This is a genomic window from Kitasatospora sp. NPDC028055 (genome assembly GCF_040637885.1).
Lineage (GTDB): Bacteria > Actinomycetota > Actinomycetes > Streptomycetales > Streptomycetaceae > Kitasatospora.
The window spans coordinates 31251-53095 of sequence record NZ_JBEZXE010000015.1 but is presented as its reverse complement, the minus strand read 5'-3'; the positions used below and the strand labels follow the sequence as shown (position 1 = coordinate 53095).

Genomic DNA, 21845 nt, shown 5'->3' with positions numbered 1-21845 from the left:
GATCTGATCGGGGTGTAAGAAATCATCGTTGGCGCTGATCTCGGATGCGGCGCCAGGATAGCCCCATGACCTACCTGACCCCCCGGATCGCCCTGGTCGGCGACCGCTCCCCCGCCGTCCGCTCGCACGCCCGCATCCCCGGCCTGCTCGCCTCCCTCGCCGAACGCGAGCAACTGGTCCTGGACGCCTACTGGATCCCCACCGAGGACGCCGGGGCCCCGGGCGCGCTCGACGGCTTCGACGCCGTCTGGCTGCTGCCCGGCAGCCCGTACCGCAGCGAGGAGGGCGCCCTGGCCGCGATCCGGACCGCCCGCGAGAACGGCATCCCCTTCCTCGGCACCTGCGCCGGGTTCCAGCACGCGGTGCTGGAGTTCGCCCGCAACGTCTGCGGCATCACCGGAGCCGTCCACGGCGAACAGGACCCGGACCTCGACCAGCAGGTGATCGTCCCGCTCAGCTGCTCCCTGGTCGGCCACGAGGGCGCCGTCGCGATCACCCCCGGCACCCTCGCCGAGCGCGCCCTGGGCGCCACCGGCACCCAGGAGCGCTACCACTGCAACTACGGCCTCAACGCCGACTACCTGGACCGGCTGCGCGCCCACGGGCTGCGTTTCAGCGGCGCGGACACGTCCGGCGAGGTCCGCATCCTCGAACTGCCGGAGCACCCGTTCTTCCTGGCCTCGCTGTTCCAGCCCGAGCTGTCCGGCGACGGCACCCGGGCCCACCCGATGATCCGCGCCCTGGCTCAGGCGGCCGTCGCCCGCGCGGCCCGCACCGAAGCGACGCCCGCCTGACCCCACCCGAGCTCGCCGGAGCCCGGTGGCCCCGGCCGATCGGCCCTCACATCGGCAGCGACCGCAGCCGTACCGGCCCCTCCGGCCACCCGGCGCCCTCCGCCAGCGGCCGCCACATGGTGCGCAGCGGCATGACCGCGAGCCGCCCCTCCGGCTGCTCGACCGTCACCTCCTCGGCCACCTCCCGGAAGCCGAGCCCCCGGTAGAAGGCCGCCAGCGGCGGGCGGCAGAACAGCAGCGCGTACCGGAAGCCGAGCGCGCGCCCGTGGTCCACGGCGGCGCCGACCACGGCGTGCGCCAGGCCCTCGCCGCGCCGCTCGGGGGCGACGCAGACGCCGCCGACGCCGATCGCGTCCAGGTCGGTGCCGCCGACGGTGAGCGGGACCGGGAGCAGCCCGGTGTGGGCGACGAGCCGGCCGTCGGCGGCCCGGATGCCGAAGTGCACGTCCTTGGGCCGGAAGGTGAGCCCGGTGTAGGCGACGCCGTACGGGTCCTCGCCGGGGCCGAGGATCTGGTCCTGTTCGGCGCGGGAGTAGCTCTCCAAGCGCTCGACGGTCAGTGGTTCAGCGGAGAATCGATCATCCATCACTCCATGCTCCGTTCCCCACGGACCGGCCTCCAAGTCCCCTCCGGCCCACCGGATCGGTCACATGATCGGACGGTGGGCTCCGCGGGTACGGGGGCGTGGAAACCGGCCCCTCATGCGCCGACCGTCCGGCCCACCGGACCGGCCGACCCCACGGCGCGGCCCTACGCGGCGGCCCGCTCCACCAGCTCCGCCCACACCTCGTCGACCCGCGCCGCCAGCGCCTCCAGCGGCCCGCCGTTGTCGATCACCAGGTCGGCGGCCGCCAGCCGGTCCGCCCGCGAGGCCTGGGCGGCCATCCGGGCCCGGGCCTCCTCCTCGGCCATCCCGCGCAGCCGCACCAGCCGGTCCAGCCGCACCTCGTCGTCCGCGTCGATCACCACGACCAGGTCGAACAGCGACGCCAGCCCGTTCTCGACGAGCAGCGGCACGTCGTGCACCACCACCGCGTCCGGCGCGGCCGCCGCCTCCAGTTCGGCGGAGCGGGCCCGCACCAGCGGGTGGACGATCGCGTTCAGCGCCCGCAGCCTCTCCGGATCGGCGAACACGACCGCCCCGAGGGCCGGCCGGTCCAGCGTGCCGTCCTCCCGCAGCACCTGCGGGCCGAACTCGGCGACCACGGCCGCCAGGCCGTCCGTCCCGGGGGCGACCACCTCGCGGGCGATCAGGTCGGAGTCCACGATCACCGCGCCGTGCGCGGCGAACAGCCGGGACACCTCGCTCTTGCCCGCGCCGATCCCGCCGGTCAGTCCGATCTTCAGCATGGCGTCAGGCTACCGGCGCGGCTACGGACGCGGCAGCCCGGGCCCGAAGCCCCGGCCTCGGGCCCGGCCCCGGTCCCGGGCCCGAGGCGTCAGGCCGTCGGACCGTCAGCCCAGCTCCAGGCTCTCGCCGTCGCCCAGCACGGTCAGTTCCGCACCGGCGCCCGGCCCGTCCGGCCCGAGCAGCCGGGTGGCGATCATGTGCCCGATCGGGCTGAGCGTCGCCTCGTGCACCGGCACCGCCACCCGGGGGCCCGCCTCCCGGACGTAGTCGACCACCTCGCCGGCCTTGCTCCAGGGCGCCGCGAGCGGCAGCAGCAGGGTGTCCACGGCGTGCGGCGGCACGGTGAAGGCGTCGCCGGGGTGGAACAGCCGGCCGTCGAGGAGGAAGCCGATGTTCTTCACCAGCGGGATGTCCCGGTGGATCTCGGCGTGCCACTCGCCGTGGACGGAGACCCCGACCCCGCCGATCTCGAAGGCGTCGCCCTCGCCGACGACGGTGATCCGCTGCCCGACGCCGTCCAGCTGGGCGGCGACCTCGCGGTTGGCCCAGACCCGCAGTGCCGGGTCGGCCTCCAGCGCGGCGCGCAGCCGGGACGGCTCGAAGTGGTCCATGTGCTCGTGGGTGATCAGGACGGCGTCGGCCCCGGCCAGGGCGGCGGGGTCGGTGAAGGCTCCGGGGTCTATGACGAGCGTGGTCCCGTCCTGCTCGACGCGTACGCAGGCGTGTCCGAACTTGGTGATTCGCATGGAAGAAACCATACAGCACAGCTGTACAGTCTTGCTGCACATCTTCCGGATAGACTTCCCCCATGCCCAGCAACGCCCCGCACCCGGACACCCTGGATCTCGCCGCCGACCTGCGCGCCGCCCTCGGCAGCCTGGTCCGCACCCTGCGCGACAGCGACGAGCTCCCGCCCAACCAGGCGGCCGTGCTCGGCCTGCTGGTCCGCGACGAACGCTCCTACACCGTCGCCGAACTCGCCGACCTCCGCCGGGTGCGCCACCAGTCGATGGCCCGCACCGTCGCCCTGATGTCCGAGGCCGGCCTGGTCGCCCAGCAGCCCCACCCCACCGACGGCCGCAAGCAGCTGATCGCCGTCACCGAGGCCGGCCGCACCGCCCTGCTCGACCAGCGCGCCCGCCGCGAGCACCACATCGCCACGGCCATCGAGTCCCGCCTCAGCACCACCGAGCGCGAGCAGCTGCGCACCGCCGTCGGCCTGCTGAACCGCCTCGCGTGAACCCGGAAGGCCTCAGGCCTTCACCAGGTCCTGCTCCGCGGGTACGGCAGGCCCGCCGGCCGCGGGCCGCTGCGCCGGGAGGACCGCCGGCTCGATCTCCGGCAGGTCCACGTGCTCGCTCAGCCCGAACCGCCGGTGCAGCCGCCGCAGCGGTGCGGGCGCCCACCAGTTGAACTCGCCGAACAGGCTCATCGCGGCCGGCACCAGCAGGCAGCGCACCAGGGTGGCGTCCACCGCGACGGCCACGGCCAGCGCGATGCCCATCTGCTTGACCATGAGCATGTCCCCGAGCGCGAAGCCCGCGAAGACGATCACCATCAGCAGCGCCGCCGAGGTGATGATCCGACCGCTGCGCTGGACGCCCAGCTCCACCGCCCGGACGCAGCCGTGCCCGCGGTCGGTCAGCTCCTTGATCCGGGCGAGCAGGAACACCTCGTAGTCCATCGACAGCCCGAACGCGAAGGCGAAGACCAGCACCGGGATGAAGGTCTCCAGCCCGCCCGTCGAGCTGAACCCGAGCAGCCCGCTCAACCAGCCGTCCTGGAACACCAGGGTCAGCGCGCCGAGCGAGGCACCCAGCGACAGCAGGTTCATCAGCAGCGCCTTGACCGGCATCACCACCGAGCCGGTCATCAGGAACAGCAGCACCAGCGTCCCGGCCGCGACCAGGCCCAGCGCCCACGGCCCGCGCGCCAGCAGCTCGTCCTGGAAGTCCACCACCGAGGCCGCGCCACCGGTGACGTAGGTCTTCAACCCGCCCCGGTCGGCCCGCAGCTCGTCCACCACCTGCTTGGCCGTGGCGCCCTGCGGGTCCCCGTGCACCAGCACGTCGACCGTCGAGACCGCCCCGCTCACCGGCGTCACCGCCCGGACCCCGCTGACGCCCGGCAGCTTGGCCACCACCTCGTCCGCGTACGCCTGCGCCACCGGCGCCCCGCCCTCGACCACCACCGTGATCGGCGCGGCCGCGATCTGCGGGAAGCGCTGGTCGATCGCCTCCGCGACCTGCCGGCCGGCCGAGGAGGCGGGCAGCACGGCGGCGCCGGAACTGCGCATGTCGGCGTGCAGGAACGGCGCCCCGGCCGCCATCAGCACGCCCACGCAGGCGAGGGTGACCAGCACGGCCCGCTTGCGGACCCGGCGCACGGTACGGCTGAAGAAGCCCTCGTCCGGAACGGGCGCGCTCGGTGTCCTGATCCGGCCGCCGGCGAAGCCGAGCAGCGCGGGGATCAGGGTGAGCGCGGCGGCGACCGCGATCACCACCACACTGACCCCGGCGGCGGCGACCGCGCCCAGCACCGGGCTGGTGAAGACGAACAGGCCGGCCAGCGCGACGGCCACGGTCAGTCCGGAGAAGGCGACGGTGCGCCCGGCGGTCGCGGCGGTGCGTTCGACCGCGGCGGCGATGCCCGCGCCGTGGCCGCGCTCCTCGCGGAAACGATTCACCATCAGCAGCGCGTAGTCGATCGAGAGCCCGAGCCCCAGCACGGTGGCGATCGGCAGCACGCTGGTGTCGATGTCCATGATCCGGCTGAACCCGAACATGGCCAGCAGCGCCCCGCCCACCGAGGCGACGGCGCCGATCACCGGCAGTGCGGCGGCGGCCAGGCCGCCGAACACCAGCACCATGACGACCAGGGTGAGCGGCAGGGTCACCATCTCGCCGAAGCGGGTGTCCTGCTCGGTCTGCTTCTTGACCTCCTGCTGGAGGACGAGGTCCCCGCCGACGGTCACGTGCGCCCCGCCCGCGCCGTTCAGGGCGGCCAGCCGATGGGTGGCCGCGTCGGTCTGCGCGGAGGTCGCGGTGTCGGCCATCCGTACGCTGACCAGACCGGCCCTGCCGTCGGCGGCCCGCAGCGCGGCCGCGCCCGGGCCGGAGCCGTACGGGTCCTGGGCGCCGGCGACCCCGGGCAGGGCGGCGATCTCGGCGGTGGCCTTCTGCACGGCGGCCCGGACGACCGGGTCGTCCACCGGCCTGCCGTCCACCACCGCGGTCAGCGTCCCCTTGACCGGGTCGGCCGCGGCGACCACCGCACTGCCCCGGTCCGCCTCGGCGGACGCGGAGGAGGCCCCGGCCACCGAGCCCTCGAACACCCGACCGCCGATCAGCACCCCGACGACGAGGACCACGGCCCAGAAGCCGAGCACCCACCGACGGTGGCGGAAACAGAACCGGCCGATCGCGGCGAGCCGGCCACCGACCACGGCGGTGGGGACGGCGGAGGAGGGGTTGCGCATGCGCATGAAGGAGCCTTTCGGGCAGCTCCACTCAATGTAGGTGCAACCCGAACTCCGGCCTATAGCAGGGCAATGAGCCTCATCTCACATTTCCCTTCACATAAACCACACATAAGTCAAACCGGAAAACGAAGGCCCGGGAGGACGCGCGAAACGGGTGGAGAACACAACCGATGGAGAGCACAACACCGTCGGCCGGAAACGCGAAACGGGCCCCACCCGGAGTGATCCGGATGGGGCCCGTTCCCTAGCTGTCAGCTAGCGGGGGGCGAGAGCCTCAGCTCTGGCCGCCGGCCAGCTTCTCGCGCAGGGCGGCCAGGGCCTCGTCGGAGGCCAGGGCGCCCGAGCCCTCGTCGCTGCTGGACGAGTACGAGCCACCGGCAGCGGCGGCGACGGCGTCGCCACCCTCGGCAGCGGCCTCGGCGTCGGCCTCGCGGCTCTTGATGACCTGGGCCTGGTGCTGCTCGAAGCGGGTCTGCGCCTCGGCGTACTGGCGCTCCCACTCCTCACGCTGCTTCTCGAAGCCGGGCAGCCAGTCGTTCGCCTCGGGGTCGAAGCCCTCCGGGTAGATGTAGTTGCCCTGGTCGTCGTACGAGGCGGCCATGCCGTACAGGGTCGGGTCGAACTCGACCTCGGCCGGGTTGGCACCCAGGGCCTCGTTGGCCTGCTTGAGCGACAGGCTGATGCGACGACGCTCGAGGTCGATGTCGATGACCTTGACGAAGATCTCGTCGCCGACCTGGACGACCTGCTCCGGGATCTCGACGTGGCGCTCGGCCAGCTCGGAGATGTGGACCAGGCCCTCGATGCCCTCGTCCACGCGGACGAACGCACCGAACGGAACCAGCTTGGTGACCTTACCCGGAACGACCTGGCCGATCTGGTGGGTACGGGCGAACTGCTGCCACGGGTCCTCCTGGGTCGCCTTCAGCGACAGGGAGACGCGCTCGCGGTCCATGTCAACGTCGAGAACCTCGACGGTGACCTCCTGGCCGACCTCGACAACCTCGGACGGGTGGTCGATGTGCTTCCAGGACAGCTCGGAGACGTGCACCAGGCCGTCGACGCCACCCAGGTCCACGAAGGCACCGAAGTTGACGATCGAGGAGACGACGCCGGAGCGCACCTGACCCTTCTGGAGGGTGGTGAGGAAGGTCTGGCGGACCTCGCTCTGGGTCTGCTCCAGCCAGGCACGGCGGGACAGGACCACGTTGTTGCGGTTCTTGTCCAGCTCGATGATCTTGGCCTCGAGCTCCTTGCCCACGTAGGGCTGGAGGTCGCGGACGCGGCGCATCTCGACCAGCGAGGCGGGGAGGAAGCCCCGGAGGCCGATGTCGAGGATGAGACCACCCTTGACGACCTCGATGACGGTACCGGTGACGATGCCGTCCTCTTCCTTGATCTTCTCGATCGTGCCCCAGGCACGCTCGTACTGAGCGCGCTTCTTGGACAGGATGAGACGACCCTCCTTGTCCTCCTTCTGGAGAACCAGGGCCTCGATGTTGTCACCGACGGCGACGACCTCGTGCGGGTCAACGTCGTGCTTGATCGAGAGCTCGCGGGACGGGATGACGCCCTCGGTCTTGTAACCGATGTCGAGGAGGACCTCGTCACGGTCGACCTTCACGATGACGCCCTCGACGATGTCGCCATCGTTGAAGTACTTGATGGTCTCGTCGATGGCGGCGAGGAACGCCTCCGCGTCGCCGATGTCGTTGACCGCGACCTGCGGGGTGGTGCTGAGGGAGGAGTCGGTGGGGCTCGTCATTAGGAAAAGGGCTCCGGTACGGACATGAAAGTCGTAGGTAATGCCACGCGGAGGGCCCGTATCGCTCCCACCGAAAGCCGGACAGCCAAGAGCACGGCACACCGGAAATCCCGTAAACAACGAGAAATCGGCGTCCGTCTTGCGACCGTGGGGTCTTCGACAGATGCGAGCGCGACCTGCTCCGTCCGAGGCGCGCAGGCCCGCAGCGCAACTTGTAGCATACGGGGACGGCCAGGCACGGTCAACGCCAGAAGAGGCAAGACGGTGGAGCCTGGTACGGATCAGGCCATATCCTCCGATCGCGCACCTCGCGGTGGCGCCCGAAGGGGCCCTTCCCCGGATGCCACCGCCAGGACCCGGCCCCGATGGGGTCGTTTCGCAGCAGCGGCGCTTCCGCACTCCATACCCTACGCGATGGGCATTGTCACCGTGGCCACCACCCCCCAGTCCTCCCTTCACGATCTTGACACCTCTCCCGCAGGGGCCGACGGAATCGACGAGTTCGAGGAGGAGGACGGCGACGACGCGGTCCGGCGCGAGGCCGGGGCCGGCGAGAGCAGCCGGGCCAGCCGGCACTGGTGGGACCGCAACGCCGACGAGTACCAGGACGAGCACGGCGAGTTCCTCGGCGACGACCGCTTCACCTGGTGCCCCGAGGGCCTGGACGAGGCCGACGCCCGCCTGCTCGGCGACGTGGCCGGCCGGGACGTGCTGGAGATCGGCGCCGGCGCCGCCCAGTGCTCCCGCTGGCTGGCCGCCCGCGGCGCCCGCCCGGTCGCCCTCGACATCTCCTACCGCCAGCTCCAGCACTCCCGCCGGATCGACCTCGGGCGGGGCGTGGAGCCCGTGGCCGTCGTCCAGGCCGACGCCGCCGTCCTGCCCTTCGCGGACGCCTCCTTCGACCTCGCCTGCTCCGCCTACGGCGCCGTCCCGTTCAGCGCCGACACCGAGCAGCTGATGCGCGAGGTGCACCGGGTGCTGCGGCCCGGCGGGCGCTGGGTGTTCTCGGTGACCCACCCGATCCGCTGGGCCTTCCCCGACGAGCCCGGCGTCGAGGGCCTGACCGCGGTGTCCTCCTACTTCGACCGCACCCCGTACGTCGAACAGGACGAGAACGGCCACGCCACCTACGTCGAGCACCACCGCACCCTGGGCGACCGGGTCCGCGAACTCGTCGCCGCGGGCTTCCGGCTGGTCGACCTGGTCGAGCCCGAGTGGCCGGCCGGACTGGAGCAGGAGTGGGGCGGCTGGTCCCCGCTGCGCGGGCGGCTGATCCCCGGCACGGCGATCTTCGTCACCGAGCGGGGCTGAGGCCCGTGAACCCCGCGTGGCGCGAACTCCCGGTCCGTACCGCCCTCCCCGCGCTGCACGAGGCCCTGGACGGGGACGGCACGGCCGTCCTCGCCGCCCCGCCCGGCACCGGGAAGACGACCTTGGTGCCGCTCGCTCTGGCCGGGCTGCTCGCCGACGGCCGGCCGGTGCGCCGGGTGCTGGTCGCCGAACCGCGCCGGCTCGCCGTCCGGGCCGCCGCCCGGCGGATGGCCTGGCTGCTCGGCTCGTCCGTGGGCCGCGAGGTCGGCTACACCGTGCGCGGGGACCGGCGCGTCGGCGCCGACACCGTGGTCGAGGTGGTCACCACCGGGGTACTGCTGCAACGGCTCCAGCGCGACCAGGAGTTGCCCGGGGTGGACGTGGTCGTCCTGGACGAGTGCCACGAACGGCACCTGGACGCCGACACCGCGCTCGCCTTCCTGCTCGACGTCCGGGCGGCGCTGCGGCCCGAACTGCGGCTGGTCTGCGCCTCGGCCACCTCCGACACCGAGGCCTGGGCCGAACTCCTCGGCGGCGCACCGGTGGTGGCGGCGCACGGGGTGTCCCACCCGGTGGACGTGGTGTGGGCGCCGCCGCCGCGCGCCGTCCGGCCCGCGCACGGGACCCGGGTCGATCCGGCCCTGCTCGACCACGTCGCGGCCGTGGTGCGGCGGGCGCTCGGCGAGCAGGACGGGGACGTGCTCTGCTTCCTGCCCGGGGTCGGCGAGATCGCCCGGGTCGCCGGGCAGTTGAGCGGCGTTCCGGCCGACGTGCTCCAGCTCCACGGCCGCGCCCCGCAGGCCGTCCAGGACGCCGCGCTGACCCCGTCGCAGGGGCGTCGGGTCGTCCTCGCCACCGCCGTCGCCGAGTCCTCGCTCACCGTGCCCGGCGTGCGGGTCGTGGTCGACGCCGGACTCGCCCGCGAGCCGCGCACCGACCACGCGCGGGGGCTGGCCGGGCTGGTCACCGTACGGGCCTCGCTCGCCGCGGCCCGCCAACGCGCGGGCCGCGCCGGGCGCGAGGCCCCCGGCACCGTCTACCGCTGCTGGAACGAAGCCGAGGACGCCCTCGCCGCCCGCTTCCCCACCCCCGAGATCGCCCTCGCCGACCTCACCACCTTCGCCCTCCAGGCGGCCTGCTGGGGCGACCCGGACGCCACCGGGCTCGCCCTGCCCGACGCCCCGCCCGCCGGCGCGATGGCCGCCGCCCGGCAGACGCTGACCGCCCTCGGCGCGGTCTCCGCCGACGGCCGGGCCACGGATCGCGGCGTCCGGCTCGCCCGTACGGGGCTGCACCCACGGCTGGGCCGCGCGCTGGTCGACGGGGCGGCGGCCGTCGGCGCGCGGCGGGCCGCCGAGGTGGTCGCCCTGCTCTCCGAGGAACCGCCGCGTGCGCTCGGGGACGACCTCGGCGCGGTGTGGCGGGCGGTGAAGGACTCCCGGGACCCGTACGCGGGCCGCTGGCGCGACGAAGTCCGCCGCTTGCTGCGCGCCACCTCCGACGAACCCGCGACCGCCCTGCCCGACGCCACCGCCGTCGGCCTCGTCGTCGCCCTCGCCTTCCCCGAACGCATCGCCCGCGCCCGGGTCGAACGGCCCGCCCCCGGCGAGCGCAGCCCGTACCTGATGGCCTCCGGCACGGCCGCCGAACTCGCCCCCGGCACCGCGCTGGGCGCCCTCCCCTGGCTCGCCGTCGCCGTCGCCGACCGCCCGGCCGGCTCGCACTCCGCCCGGGTGCTGCACGCTGCGGCACTGGACGAGTCCACCGCGCTCCAGGCCGGCGCCTCGCTCGTCACCGCCCGCGAGGAAGTCCACTGGGACACCCGCCGAGGCGAAGTCACCGCCCGCCGGGTCGAATCCCTCGGCGCCGTCGAACTCGCCGAGAAGCCCCTCAAGCGCCCCGACCCGGCACTCGTCCGGGGCGCCCTGGTGGAAGGCCTCGCCCGCGAAGGCGTGAGCGAGCTGCTGACCTTCACCTCCGGGCTCCGCGAACGCCTCGCCTTCCTCCACACCGCCCTCGGCGACCCGTGGCCCGACGTCTCCGACGAGGCGCTGCTCGACCGCGCCGACGAATGGCTGGAACCCGAACTCTCCCGCGCCCGCCGCCGCGCCGACCTCGCGAGGATCGACACCACGGCCGCCCTCCAACGCCTCCTGCCCTGGGCCACCGGCGAAGCGGGCCGCCTGGACGAACTCGCACCGGAGCGCATCACCGTCCCGTCCGGCTCGCGGATACGGGTGGACTACGGCACCGAACGCCCCGTCCTGGCAGTCAAGTTGCAGGAGCTCTTCGGCTGGACCACGACCCCCGCCCTGGCCGCCGGCCGCGTCCCGCTGACCATCCACCTGCTCTCCCCCGCCGGCCGCCCGGCCGCCGTCACCGGCGACCTGGCGTCCTTCTGGCGCGACGGCTACCGCGCCGTCCGCGCCGAGCTACGAGGCCGCTACCCGCGCCACCCCTGGCCCGAGGACCCCACCACGGCCGAGCCCACCCGGCGTACCAAACCGCGGAACTGACGGCCGCCCGGCGCGGCGTCGGCGCCCCCCGGCGGCAGGTCACCACCCTACGGAGCCACCGACCCGGGCGGGTGCGGTCAGTCGCGCGGGCCCGGCCGGATCGCGGAGAAGAGGACGAACGCCAGGACCACGGTGGTGAAGAGGATCAGGAACTGCCGGAAGCCCTCGGAGCTGGCGGGCAGCCATCCCTGGATCAGCCCGACCAGCAGCACGATGTCGAGCACCACCGCAACTACGTACCCTGGTCGCTTCATTGTCGACCTCCCTCCCCACTTCCCGTTCGCACCGTACCCGATCGGGCCGCTCCTCGGGAGGCCCGCCCGGAGCGCGGGAAGTCGGCCCCGTCGACTTCCCGCGCCGGGCGCCATGCGCCGCGACCGGGGTGGTCAGGCCTGCGGGGTGGGGGTGGTGGGGCGGCCGAGGTGTCGGGCGAAGAAGCGGGCCGCGCTGTCGGCCTCGAAGCGGGGAAGGTCCTTGTGCCTGCCGGAGTTCACGTGCAGGGACTTCTCCTTCGAGGCGAAGGCGTCGAACAGCGCGAGGCCCTCCTCGCGCGTGATGTGCTCGTCGTCCCACTGGAGGTCGAACTCGACCGGGACGGTGATCCGCCTCGCCTGCTCGGCCAGGGTGTCCGGCCAGTGCTGGCCGAAGACGGCGGCGGAGATCCTGGGTTCGCCCGCCACGAAGGGGATGCCGATCGCGGTGCCCATGTTGATGCCCCAGAAGCCGACCGGCCCGTCGGCGCCGATCTCCGGGAGCTCCTGGAGGGCGTCCAGCAGCGCCCGGTACTCGGGTACGGCCTGCTCCGCCAGGTGGTCGTTGTAGCGCACGACGATCGGGCCCTCCGGCTCGCCCGCCGCCCGGGCCGCGTACAGGGCGGCGATCTCCGCCTCGTCGTGTGCCGTGCGCGGCCGGTCGCCGTGGCCGGGCGCGTCGATGACGGCGACGTGGAAGCCGCAGCCGGCCACCAGGAGTCGGGCGCGGCCGGACATCGCCGGGTGCTTCTTGTGGTTGCCGCCGCCGTGGGCCATCAGGACCAGGGGCGCGCGGTCGGCCGCGCCGGAGGCCGGGGACCAGAGGACACCGGGGACGCCGGGGGCGGTGCCGAGGGTGAAGTCGCGCTCGAGAATGCCGTTCGAGGACGACTGAGCGGTGAAGTGTGCAGAGTCCATGAGGTGTTGCCTTTCGGGAGTGCCTGGCTGTCGAGGCGCTCCCGGCGACACCTACGTCAATCGCCCGACCGTGACGAGCGGGGGAGCACCCATATGGGTCCAGCGGTCATGGGTCTCACCTCCTCGGGCGGTTGCACGGTCGCTTGGAAGCTACCAGCCCCGGCGATCATCCCCCAACCCCTTTTTTGCCCGTACGCACCGGAAGTCGGCGGGGTCGACTTCCTGCGCCGCCCTCAACTCCGCAGGGCCGGTTGCTCTTTCGGGGGAACTTCCGGCCAACCTAGGGACAGCCGTGACCGCCCTCGGTCAAGGTGGCACCGGGCCCTCCCCCGGGCCCGCACGATCCCGCACGATCCCGCGAGGAAGGGCACCCCTATGCGCGTCTCCCCGTCCCGGCTCGTCCGCACCGGCGGCACCATCGGATCGATCGCCCTGGCGACCGTCCTCGCGACCGCCACCACGGCGGCCTCCGCCGGCCCCACGTCCTTGCAGATCGACGACGGCACCACCGTCAGCTCCCGGCAGGTGACGGTCGGGCAGTGCGTCAACCCCTCGCTGACCACCCACATCCAGAGCATCGCCGTGGGGAACCGGGCGGGCAACGGCAGCGCCACCGTCTTCCAGTACCGCAACTGCACCGGCAACGTGATCCGGCAGGGCCGGAGCCCCCTGTTCTTCAACCCGCCGACCTCGATCGGCTCGGTCCGCATCGACTCCGCCCCCTGACCACCGGAAGCCACGAGGACCAGCTGGGCGCAGGAAGTCGACCCCGCCGACGGGTACCGGGCCCAGCGCGTCAACGGCCCGCCGTGGTGGGCTCCCAGGTGAGATCGCCTACGGCGTCGACCGTCGCGGTGCCGGGTGCCTGGGAGCCGCCGAGGGCCGCGTGGCCGAGCAGCACCGGCGTCCCGGCCTCCAGCGCCTGGGCGACGTCCTGGAGCATCGAGGCCACCGAGGCCCACTGGGGAACGTCCAGGATCCAGGTCTCATGGTCCCAGCGGAACACCGCGCCCCGGGTATCCCCGGGGCGCAGGTCGACGATCAGTCCGTCGCCGCCGGGGTCCAACGCGATCGGCATGAACTCCCGCTGGTAGCGGCTCTCGGGCCGGCCGTTCCCGTCGAAGGAGTCGCCCTCCTGCGCCGCGACCAGCAGCCAGGTCTCGTGGGTCTCCAGAGCCTCGCCCAGCGGGACCGGGGCGAACTCGCCCGGGATCCAGTGACCGGCGGCGACCTCGGGCAGCAGCCACCAGGCCCGCAGGTCGGCGGGCAGCGGCAGGCCGAGGTCCGCCTCGAACGCGTCCAGCCGGGCCGCGTCCGTCGCCGGTCCCGCCGAGCCCGCCGGTCCCGCTGGTCCGGCCGATCTCACCGGGCCTCGTCGGGTGTGCGCGGCGAGCCAGGCGTCGATGCGGCTCCAGGAGGTCGGGACGTCGTGATCGGCGCTGCTCATGGCCGGAAGTCTGCCGCACCGGACCGACATCGGAAGTCGGCCCGGCCGACTTCCGGTGCCCGGACGGGCTACCGCCGGACGGGGTGGTCGGCGAGTCCGGAAACCGGGTGTCGGCGCGCCGATGAGTTTTCCGGCGCCGACCGGTCTACATCTCGACGGGACCGACCGGTCCCTCCGACCGACCCAGCTCATCGGGAGTGCAGACATGGGCCTCATCCAGATCGAACTGTTCGCGACCCTCGACCTCGTCGGGCAGGCGCCCGGCGGCCCCGACGAGGACCCGGAGGGGTTCCCGTACGGCGGCTGGCAGGCGCCCCTGCTGAACGAGGTCACCGGGGCGCAGATCCTCGCCGCCTACCAGGGCACGGACGCGCTGCTGCTCGGCCGGCGCACCTACGACCTCTTCGCCTCCTACTGGCCGCACCAGAAGGAGGGCGAGATCGCCGAGCTGTTCAACCGCGTCCCGAAGTACGTGGCCTCCCGGGGCACGACCGACCTCTCGTGGGCCGACTCCACCCAGCTGGGCCCGGACCTGGCCGGCGCGGTGCGCGAGCTCCGCGACCGGCACGAGAACGTGAAGGTCGTCGGCAGCCTGAACCTGGTGCAGAGCCTCCTGCGCGAGAAGCTCTTCGACCGCCTCGACCTGTGGGTGCACCCGATCGTGCTCGGCGTCGGGAAGAAGGTCTTCGAGGAGGGCGCGGTGCCCACGAACCTCACGCTCCTCGAACCCCCGGCGGCCGGCCCGCAGGGCACCGTCTACCTGCGGTACGGGCTCGCCGAGGGCACGCCCAGGACGGGCGACATGAGCCTGCCCGACCGCGGTCTCGGGGACGACGGGGCCCGGTGACCCGATGACCGCCGTCCACGCCACCGTCCACACCGCCGTGCACGTCAACGGGGTGGTCTCGGGCACCGAGTCGTTCGGTGCCGCCGACGCGCCGCTGGTCCTGCTCGCGGGCGGGCCGACGATGCTGTCCTGGCCCGACGCGCTCTGCGCGCGCCTCGCGGCCGGCGGGCGCCGGGTGGTGCGCTACGACCTGCGCGACAGCGGGGCGTCGACGACGGTGGATCCGCAGGCGCCCGCCTACACCCTGCGTGACCTCGCCGCCGACGCCGCCGCCCTGGCCGGCGCGCTCGGCGGCGGGAGCCCCGCGCACCTCGCGGGGATCGGTGTCGGCGGGATGGTCGCCCAGGTGGCCGCGCTCGACCACCCGGGGGCGTTCTGCGCCCTCACCCTGGTCGGCACCCGCGCGGTCGCCCCCGGCCCGCCCGACGACGACCTCCCCGGCCACGACCCGGCGACGATGAGCCGGCTGTTCGCCCGTCCGGCGCCGGACTGGAGCAGCCGCACGGCGGTGGCGGAGTTCGCCGCCGCCGGCGCGGAGATCCTCGGCAACGACCCCGACACCGCACGAGCGACCGCCACGCGCATCTGGGACCGTACGCCCGGCACCGCTCCCCCGGTCCAGCTGGCCAACCAGCTGGGCCTGGTGTTCTCCCGGCTCGACTGCGCACCCCGCTGGCGCGAGCGCCTGCCCGGGATCCGGGTCCCCACGCTCGTCGTCCACGGCCGCCGCGACCCGTTCTTCCCCGTCGGCAACGGCGAGGCGCTCGCCCGCGAGATCCCCGGGGCCCGGCTGCTCGTCCTCCCGCAGGCCGCCACCGCGATCCCCGACGCGGCGGTCGGCGAGGTCGCCGGAGCGATGCTCGCGCTCGGACCGGGGTGAGGCGGGGCGGGTGGGCACACCCGGTGAGCCCGGAACCCACCGGCCCCGACCACCCGGCCCACCCACTGCCCCACCCACCGCCCCGCCCCTCGCCCCGCCTGAACGGCACTCGGGCCGCAGTCACGACCTCGCGGTGGCCGAAGCGGCCGGGACCATCGCGCGGAGCAGCTCGAAGGTGCGGATCCGGAGGCCGAGGTCGGGGCAGAGCGTGGTGATCGCGAGCTCGTCGGGCGCGTAGGCGGCGGTCAGGGCGGCGAGCCGCTCGGACACCTCGGCGGGGGCCCCGGCGAGTACGGACATGTCGGCCGGTTCCTCCGCGGGCAACGACCCGGTCGCTGCCAGGGCGTGGAGTTCGTCCCAGGAGGGAAGGGTCCGGCGGCCCGTCGAGGTGGCGCCGAGGGCGAGGCCGGCGCGCAGCAGCCGGACGTCCCCCGGGTCGTCCGCGCAGGCCACCCGGACCGCGACGGCGACGCGTGGGAGTGCCCCGAACGGGCCTGGGCGGAAGTTCTCCCGGTACAGCTCGACGATGTCCGGCCGCAGGTCGCCGTGGGCGAACTGCGCCAGGCAGAACGGCAGTCCGTAGTGGGCGGCGAGGTGTGCCCCGCCCGCTCCGGCGCCGGTCAGCCACAGCTGCGGCGGGGTGGAGTCGGGCAGCAGGTCCGTCTCCGCGGTGAGATGGGCCAGCAGCTGTGCGATCTTCTCGTGGTACGGCGCCTCGCCCTCCCGTGCGAGCAGCCGGGTGACCCGCTCGGCCGCACCGGGCCCGCGGCCGATGCCGAGGTCGATCCGCCCGGGGTGGAGCCGTTCCAGCAGGTTGAAGGTGGTCGCCACCTTCAACGGCGCGTAGTGGGGCAGCAGGACCGAGGCGGTGCCGACCCGGATGGTGCCGGTCGCGGCCGCGGCGGCGGCGACCAGGATCTCGGGCGAGCCGCAGCCGCTGGTCGTGCCGTGGTGCTCGGCGACCCAGAACCGGTGGTAGCCCAGGCGCTCGGCCGCCACGGCGAGTTGGACCGACTCCCGGGCGGCGCCGGCCGGGCCGGTGCCGCCGTAGACCAGCACCTGGTCGAACGCGGTGAGTTTCATCATCAGGCTCCTGTTCCCGCCCTCGTTCCGGCCTTCGCCCCGGCCTTCGCCCCGGCCCTCGTCCCGGCCCTCGTCCCGGCCTTCGACGCGGGTTCGTGGCCGGCGGTCTGCGCCTCGTACATCTCCGCGTACAGGCCGCCGAGGCTCATCAGTTCCTGGTGGTCGCCGTCCTCGACGAGCCGGCCCCGGTCGAAGACCAGCACCCGGTCCGCGCGCAGCACGGAGGAGAAGCGGTGGGCGATCATCAGCGAGACCTGGCCGGCCGAGGTCGCGGTCAGCGTGTCGAGCAGTTCGGCCTCGGTGATGGGGTCGAGCGCGGCGGTCGGCTCGTCCATGACCCGTACGCTGGCGGACCGCACCGCGCTGCGGGCGATGGCCAGTCGCTGCCACTGGCCGCCGGAGAACTCCACGCCTCCGGCGAACAGCTTCCCCGCCTGTGTCCGGTAGCCCTGGGGCAGGGCGGTGATGTGCTCGTGCATCCCGACCTCGCGGGCCGCGGCCTCGACCCGGGCGGTCGACCGGTCGGCCTCGTGCGCCATGCCGAGCGAGATGTTCTCGCCCACCGAGAGCTGGTACTCGACGTAGTTCTGGAACACGTAGGAGACCCGGTCGCGCAGGCTGTCCAGCCGGTAGTCGGTGAGCGGGACGCCGTCGACCAGGATCGAGCCCCCGGTCGGTTCGTAGAGGCGGCCGATGAGCTTGCCGAGGGTGGACTTCCCCGCGCCGTTCAGGCCGACCACGGCCGTCACCTGGCCCGGTTTCAGGGTGAAGGAGACGTTGTCCAGGGCGAGCCGCTCGCCGCCGGGGTAGCTGAACGAGACGTTGCGGAACTCGATGCCTCCCGCGATCTCCTGAGGAAACGTCAACTCACCCTCGACCGAAGCTTCCTGCTCGATCGCGAGGAACTCGTGCACGTTGCGCAGGTAGAGCTGGTTGACGTACATCCCGGACACCGCGCCGAAGAGCTGTTGCATGCTGCCCTGCAACATGCCGATCGCCTGGATCACGGCCAGCAGACCGGCCAGGTGCCGGGTGTCGCCACTGCCGGCCACGATCGCCGTGGCCTGCGCGGCGATCGTCAGCAGCGCGGTCAGGACAACCATCGGGACGGCCAGGGCGAAGTTCCGGTTCGCCATCCGCAGGTCCGCGCCGACGATCCTGGCCAGCAGCCGCCGGTGGTTGGTGAGCACCACCGGGCCGAGCCGGAAGGCCAGCACCTCCTTCATCGAGTTCGGCTGCGAGGCCAGGTGCTGCCAGTAGTTGACCCGCCGCCGCTCCTCGGACCGGCCGTGCTCCAGCGCGTGCGCACGGCGGCCCTGCAGGATCTGCGCGACCACCGTGGGGAACGGCGCGACCACGGCCAGCAGCGCGACCCGGGGGTCCAGGGTCCACAGGATCGCGCCGACCGAGCCGAAGGTGACCACCGGGGTGGCTGCCTGCACCAGTTGGGAGAGCATCATCCCCGGCCGGAACGCCACCTCCCGGACGGCCCGCTGCAACGAGTCCTGCACGCCCGCGTCCTCCACCTGGGAGAGCGTGAAGCGACTCGCACGGCTGATGATCTCGTCGGCCAGGTAAGCCGAGAGCCGGCTCTGGCAGCGCTGCATGGCCCGGTTCTGCAGCAGCGTCAGCAGCTGCGAGCCGAGGCCGAGCAGCGCCAGCACGACCAGGTAGAACAGGACGCCGCCGACCTGCGGGTGCCCGCCCTCGGCCGCGCTGAGCAGGGCCGCGGCGAACGCCGCCGTGGTCTTGACCTGCCAGGCCGGCAGGAGGCCGACCACCAGCGAGATCAGCAGCACCTGTGCCGTTCCCGAGCGGTCGCAGCGCCAGGACTGGCCCAGCACGGTCAGCACCGGGCGCAGCGCGGCCACCGGCCGCCGGAACCAGGGGCGCGGGCTCACCTGGCCCTCCCCTCCGGCGAGCCCCCGGCCGTGGCGGCCCGGTCGAGCAGCCGCCGCCACATGCCGTAGGCGGCGTCCTCCTGCTCGCGCAGCAGGCCCATCCGGTTGCAGTGCATGTGGAACAGGCTGCGCAGGACGGACTCCCGGTCCGACCAGAGTTCGCCGGCCTCGGCGGCCTTCGCGACCCCGGCGGCGAATCCGGCTCCCTCCAGGCCCCAGGCGGCGCCCACCCGCTCCAGCACCGCGGCCTCGCCACCGGGCGCGGTGAGGCCCTGCCAGAGCCGGCGGGCGACGGCCCGGTACTCCGTGGCACCGGCCTGCGGCCCGGCCATGGACCGCACCAGGGCGTGCCGTTCGGCGAAGTCGGGGACCAGCACCCGCCCGACGGTTTCGAGGCTGAGCGCGGTGAGGGCGTTGCGCTCCAGCGGGACCTCACCCGCCCGTACGGGCTCGGCAAGGTGCCGCAACAGGGCCAGGGTCGCGGTGCTGTCCAGGCAGAACAGCTCCTCGGCCCGGTCGATCAGGTCGGGGCCGCCGTAGCGCTCGATCTCGCGGCGGTAGGTCGCGAACTCGACGTCCGCGATCCGGCCCTCGACGGCCAGGTCGTGCGCCCACCGGGCGACCTCGCCCAGCAGTTCGGCGCCCCCGGCCGGGTCCGCGGCCCGGTAGCGCAACCGCAGGTGCGGGGCGGGATCGCCGTACCGGAGGTAGAACATGTGCCGGGTCAGGCCGCGTTCGGCCAGCGAGCGCGTCAGCGCCGTCACCTGCTCCAGCAGCAGGGCGTCCTGTGCCTCGTTCTCCACGTACAGCTTGGCGAAGACCCACGGCCCGCCGGCCGGGCGGAGCCGCTCGGCCTCGGTGATCCGCCGACGGGTGACGGCCGCCGCCCGGGGCGCCCGGGCCCGCTGCCCGGACAGTACGGGGACCACGACCTCCGCGACGTAGCGGGCGCCGTCCGTGTCGCGCAGGAAACCCTCCTCGGGGCCGGGCAGCGCCTCCTCGATCCGCAGCGCGAAGGACGCCGCGTTCCGGGCGGCGGCCAGCCGCAGCTCCGCCAGCGAGGGCTCGCTCTCCAGGTCCAGCAGGATCGTGTTGTCGCCGTGGGTGAGGAAGACCAGGCGCGGCACGCGCCACTGCTCGCGCCAGGCCGCGACGGCCGCGGTGAAGGCCGCCGCCGAAGCGGTGCAGCCGGCCGGCACGTCGGTGGCACGCAGCAGCCAGCACGCGCGCCTGAGCACCAGGTCGTGCCGGACGACCCTGGGCAGGAACGGCATGACGGTGGCCAGTCCGCCCCAGTCGAACGAAGGGACCTCCTGGAAGGCCGCCGAGGAGACGTCCAGCAGGAAGCGGGCGACGTTCGGCGCCATCAGCGGGTTGAGCATGGTGTGTTGGGTGACGTGCAGGTCGCGTCCGAGGGCGGGGCTGTGCAGGTACAGCCGGCCCTCCCGGACGCCGACGACCACGTCGTCCAGCGCGATCACCTCCCCCGTGCCCCGCCCCGGTGCCACGTTGACCGGCAGTTCCAGCCTCCGTACCGCGGGCCGGACCGAGACGTTCGCGGCCCGCGCCTTCTCCGGCAGGTAGGTCAGCTCGACCACCTCGACCCCGGGCAGTGCCGCCGCCTCCGCCTCGGCCAGCTCCCGCAGCCCGGCCTGCTCCTCGGCGCCCAGCAGGTCGTGGAACCGGGCGAAGGTGCGCCCGCCGTTCGCCATCGCGGTGACCACTCCGCGCCACCGCGAACCCGGTGCCGTCGGCGGCGCCAGCTGCAGGTGGACGTCGACCGCGGGCCTCGGCGGCCGGTCGTCCGAACCGTGCCCGAGCTCGGCCATCCACCGCTCGTCGAGGACCGCCTCCACGCTGCCGCGGCTGAGCGTGTCGGCGACGAGCCGGTGCAGCACCGCGTCCCGTTCCTCCATGCTCCGGTCGCGCCTGGTCGCCGGCTGCAACTCGAAGGTGCGCGGCGGATTCCGATAGCTGTTCGGCGCACCGAGGCCGGTCTCCTCGGAGAGCGCCTCCAGGACCGGGACCTCGGCCTGCGCGCCGTAGCGCTCGCTGAACGCCAGCGCGTAGTCGCTCAGCTGCGACGGGTACCGCTGGCCGGCGCCCAAGGTGGCCAGGATCTCGGCGGCGTCCTCCGCCAGCGTCCGGACCTCGGCCGGCAGCACCGGCGGGGAGACCAGGTTCAGCCGGGCGTCGACCCTCAGCAGGGGCCCGTCGTAGTCCTCGCTCACCCGCCGCGCCTGTGGGGCGATCCGCTCCTGGAGCGCCTCCAGACCCCGTGGGTCGCCGACCGAGTTGAACTCGGCCACCGCCTCCTCGACGGACGTCAGCGCGGTGGCCGCGTCGCCGTCGTGGACACCCGCCAGCTGGGCCGACAGCGACGGCCGGCCCGGCCCCTCCAGCAGGGCCGGCCGGTGCGCGGTGATCAGGAACGCCAACTCGACCAGCTGGTCCAGGAGCGCGGTGACCTTCTCCACCGGAACCGTCGGGTACCGCTGCGCCAGTTGCTCCCGCAGCTCGCCGAAGGTCTGCGGGGTGCGCGCCGCCTCCAGGACGAACTGGACGGCCGGGGACCAGCGGACGGACACCGAGCGTCGCGATCCCCCGCCGTAGGCGTCGGCCGTGGAGAGCCAGGCCCGTCCCCGGCCGCGGTGGATCAGGTCGTTGGCGCGCAGCTCCAGTTCGGGCCGCAGCCGCGGCGCGTCGGCGGCCGCCCGGAACAGGTGCAGCACCCAGCCCATGTCCGGCCTGGCCACCGCCGTGCCGATCGCGGGAACGCCGAGCCGGGTGGCCGCGGTGTCCGACTCCGGCCCCGGGAACGTGCCGACCGCGACACCCGCCACCGTGCCCAGCGGGGTCGCCCGCATGCTCATCCGGTTCAGGTACCGGCCCAGGCTCATCATCGCCCGCCGCCGGTCCCGGGCCGGGAGCCGGTCGATCCCTGTCACCGCCCGGGCCAGGTCCGGTGCCGCCAGCGAGATCGCCGAGCGGACCTCGGGCCTCTCCCACAGCTCCAGCAGGCCCTGGAGGTAGCGGTCCTCCCAGGTGGCGCCGTCCGCGCCCGCCGGACCCGTCCCGGGGGCCAGCAGGTCGGTCAGCGCCCGGGTCGGCAGAGCGGGCGCGCGGAGCAGGAAGAAGTCCCGGGCGACGTAGCTGCGGCTCCTCCCGGACTTCCGGTCGCTGGTCTCGGCGTTCCGACGGGTCACACTCGTTCCTTAGCTCTGCTGTCGACGCTGGTACGGGACAAGGCGGTTCGGCGCGGGCGCCCGGGGCGGTCCAGCGCGGGCGCCCGGGGCGGTC

General features: G+C 73.8%; 18 protein-coding genes. 7 read left to right on the top strand and 11 right to left on the bottom strand.

What is annotated here, in order from left to right:
- Positions 1–65: 65 nt before the first annotated feature.
- Positions 66–794: a hypothetical protein gene (locus AB0F71_RS17715; RefSeq protein ID WP_360234589.1), complete on the top strand. Its 729-nt coding sequence runs from the start codon at positions 66–68 to the stop codon at positions 792–794.
- Positions 795–840: 46 nt separating this feature from the next.
- On the opposite strand, the gene AB0F71_RS17710 is transcribed toward AB0F71_RS17715, so the two are convergent.
- From AB0F71_RS17710 to AB0F71_RS17700, 3 genes are all read right to left on the bottom strand, one after another.
- The gene (locus tag AB0F71_RS17710) at positions 841–1380 is read right to left on the bottom strand and encodes a GNAT family N-acetyltransferase (protein ID WP_360234586.1); all 540 of its coding nucleotides are present in this window, start codon (positions 1378–1380) and stop codon (positions 841–843) included.
- A 164-nt stretch (positions 1381–1544) separates the two neighbouring features.
- Positions 1545–2144 (bottom strand): dephospho-CoA kinase, encoded by a 600-nt coding sequence (gene coaE, locus AB0F71_RS17705; protein ID WP_360234583.1) that lies wholly within the window; start codon positions 2142–2144, stop codon positions 1545–1547.
- Between the two features lie 105 nt (positions 2145–2249).
- Complete coding sequence (locus AB0F71_RS17700; protein ID WP_360234580.1) at positions 2250–2891, bottom strand: MBL fold metallo-hydrolase; 642 nt, start codon at positions 2889–2891, stop codon at positions 2250–2252.
- Positions 2892–2953: 62 nt separating this feature from the next.
- Between AB0F71_RS17700 and AB0F71_RS17695 the strand changes: the two genes are divergently transcribed.
- The gene (locus tag AB0F71_RS17695; RefSeq protein ID WP_360234577.1) at positions 2954–3385 is read left to right on the top strand and encodes a MarR family transcriptional regulator; all 432 of its coding nucleotides are present in this window, start codon (positions 2954–2956) and stop codon (positions 3383–3385) included.
- A 12-nt stretch (positions 3386–3397) separates the two neighbouring features.
- On the opposite strand, the gene AB0F71_RS17690 is transcribed toward AB0F71_RS17695, so the two are convergent.
- Together AB0F71_RS17690 and rpsA are read right to left on the bottom strand one after the other, a co-directional pair.
- The gene (locus AB0F71_RS17690) at positions 3398–5629 is read right to left on the bottom strand and encodes an MMPL family transporter (RefSeq protein ID WP_360234574.1); all 2232 of its coding nucleotides are present in this window, start codon (positions 5627–5629) and stop codon (positions 3398–3400) included.
- Between the two features lie 271 nt (positions 5630–5900).
- On the bottom strand, positions 5901–7391 hold the full coding sequence (gene rpsA / locus AB0F71_RS17685; RefSeq protein WP_329928268.1) for a 30S ribosomal protein S1: 1491 nt from the start codon (positions 7389–7391) through the stop codon (positions 5901–5903).
- 414 nt (positions 7392–7805) lie between these two features.
- Between rpsA and AB0F71_RS17680 the strand changes: the two genes are divergently transcribed.
- Together AB0F71_RS17680 and hrpB are read left to right on the top strand one after the other, a co-directional pair.
- The gene (locus AB0F71_RS17680) at positions 7806–8702 is read left to right on the top strand and encodes a class I SAM-dependent methyltransferase (protein ID WP_360234571.1); all 897 of its coding nucleotides are present in this window, start codon (positions 7806–7808) and stop codon (positions 8700–8702) included.
- A 5-nt stretch (positions 8703–8707) separates the two neighbouring features.
- On the top strand, positions 8708–11218 hold the full coding sequence (gene hrpB / locus AB0F71_RS17675; RefSeq protein WP_360234568.1) for an ATP-dependent helicase HrpB: 2511 nt from the start codon (positions 8708–8710) through the stop codon (positions 11216–11218).
- A 77-nt stretch (positions 11219–11295) separates the two neighbouring features.
- Here the strand turns inward: hrpB and AB0F71_RS17670 are convergent, their stop codons facing one another.
- Positions 11296–11472 (bottom strand): hypothetical protein, encoded by a 177-nt coding sequence (locus AB0F71_RS17670; RefSeq protein WP_360234566.1) that lies wholly within the window; start codon positions 11470–11472, stop codon positions 11296–11298.
- Between the two features lie 132 nt (positions 11473–11604).
- On the bottom strand, positions 11605–12387 hold the full coding sequence (locus AB0F71_RS17665; RefSeq protein ID WP_360234563.1) for an alpha/beta hydrolase: 783 nt from the start codon (positions 12385–12387) through the stop codon (positions 11605–11607).
- A gap of 375 nt (positions 12388–12762) precedes the next feature.
- Here AB0F71_RS17665 and AB0F71_RS17660 point away from each other — a divergent pair, with 375 nt between their 5' ends.
- Entirely contained in the window at positions 12763–13113 is a 351-nt protein-coding gene (locus AB0F71_RS17660) for a hypothetical protein (protein ID WP_360234560.1), read from the top strand.
- Between the two features lie 70 nt (positions 13114–13183).
- On the opposite strand, the gene AB0F71_RS17655 is transcribed toward AB0F71_RS17660, so the two are convergent.
- Positions 13184–13834, bottom strand: a complete 651-nt coding sequence (locus AB0F71_RS17655; protein ID WP_360234557.1) for an SMI1/KNR4 family protein — start codon at positions 13832–13834, stop codon at positions 13184–13186.
- 205 nt (positions 13835–14039) lie between these two features.
- On the opposite strand from AB0F71_RS17655, the gene AB0F71_RS17650 reads away from it, so the two are divergent.
- Together AB0F71_RS17650 and AB0F71_RS17645 are read left to right on the top strand one after the other, a co-directional pair.
- The gene (locus AB0F71_RS17650) at positions 14040–14681 is read left to right on the top strand and encodes a dihydrofolate reductase family protein (protein ID WP_360234554.1); all 642 of its coding nucleotides are present in this window, start codon (positions 14040–14042) and stop codon (positions 14679–14681) included.
- 4 nt (positions 14682–14685) lie between these two features.
- Entirely contained in the window at positions 14686–15561 is an 876-nt protein-coding gene (locus AB0F71_RS17645) for an alpha/beta hydrolase (RefSeq protein ID WP_360234551.1), read from the top strand.
- Positions 15562–15681: 120 nt separating this feature from the next.
- Here AB0F71_RS17645 and AB0F71_RS17640 read toward each other — a convergent pair whose 3' ends face one another.
- Genes AB0F71_RS17640 through AB0F71_RS17630 form a run of 3 tightly spaced genes read right to left on the bottom strand, consistent with a single transcriptional unit; the run spans position 15682 to position 21751 of the window.
- The gene (locus tag AB0F71_RS17640; RefSeq protein WP_360234548.1) at positions 15682–16647 is read right to left on the bottom strand and encodes an MsnO8 family LLM class oxidoreductase; all 966 of its coding nucleotides are present in this window, start codon (positions 16645–16647) and stop codon (positions 15682–15684) included.
- On the bottom strand, positions 16647–18545 hold the full coding sequence (locus AB0F71_RS17635; protein ID WP_360234545.1) for an ABC transporter ATP-binding protein: 1899 nt from the start codon (positions 18543–18545) through the stop codon (positions 16647–16649). The genes AB0F71_RS17640 and AB0F71_RS17635 overlap by 1 nt, the downstream gene beginning before the upstream one ends.
- Entirely contained in the window at positions 18542–21751 is a 3210-nt protein-coding gene (locus AB0F71_RS17630) for a lantibiotic dehydratase (RefSeq protein ID WP_360234542.1), read from the bottom strand. Before AB0F71_RS17630 ends, AB0F71_RS17635 begins: the two co-directional genes overlap by 4 nt.
- Positions 21752–21845 lie beyond the last annotated feature (94 nt).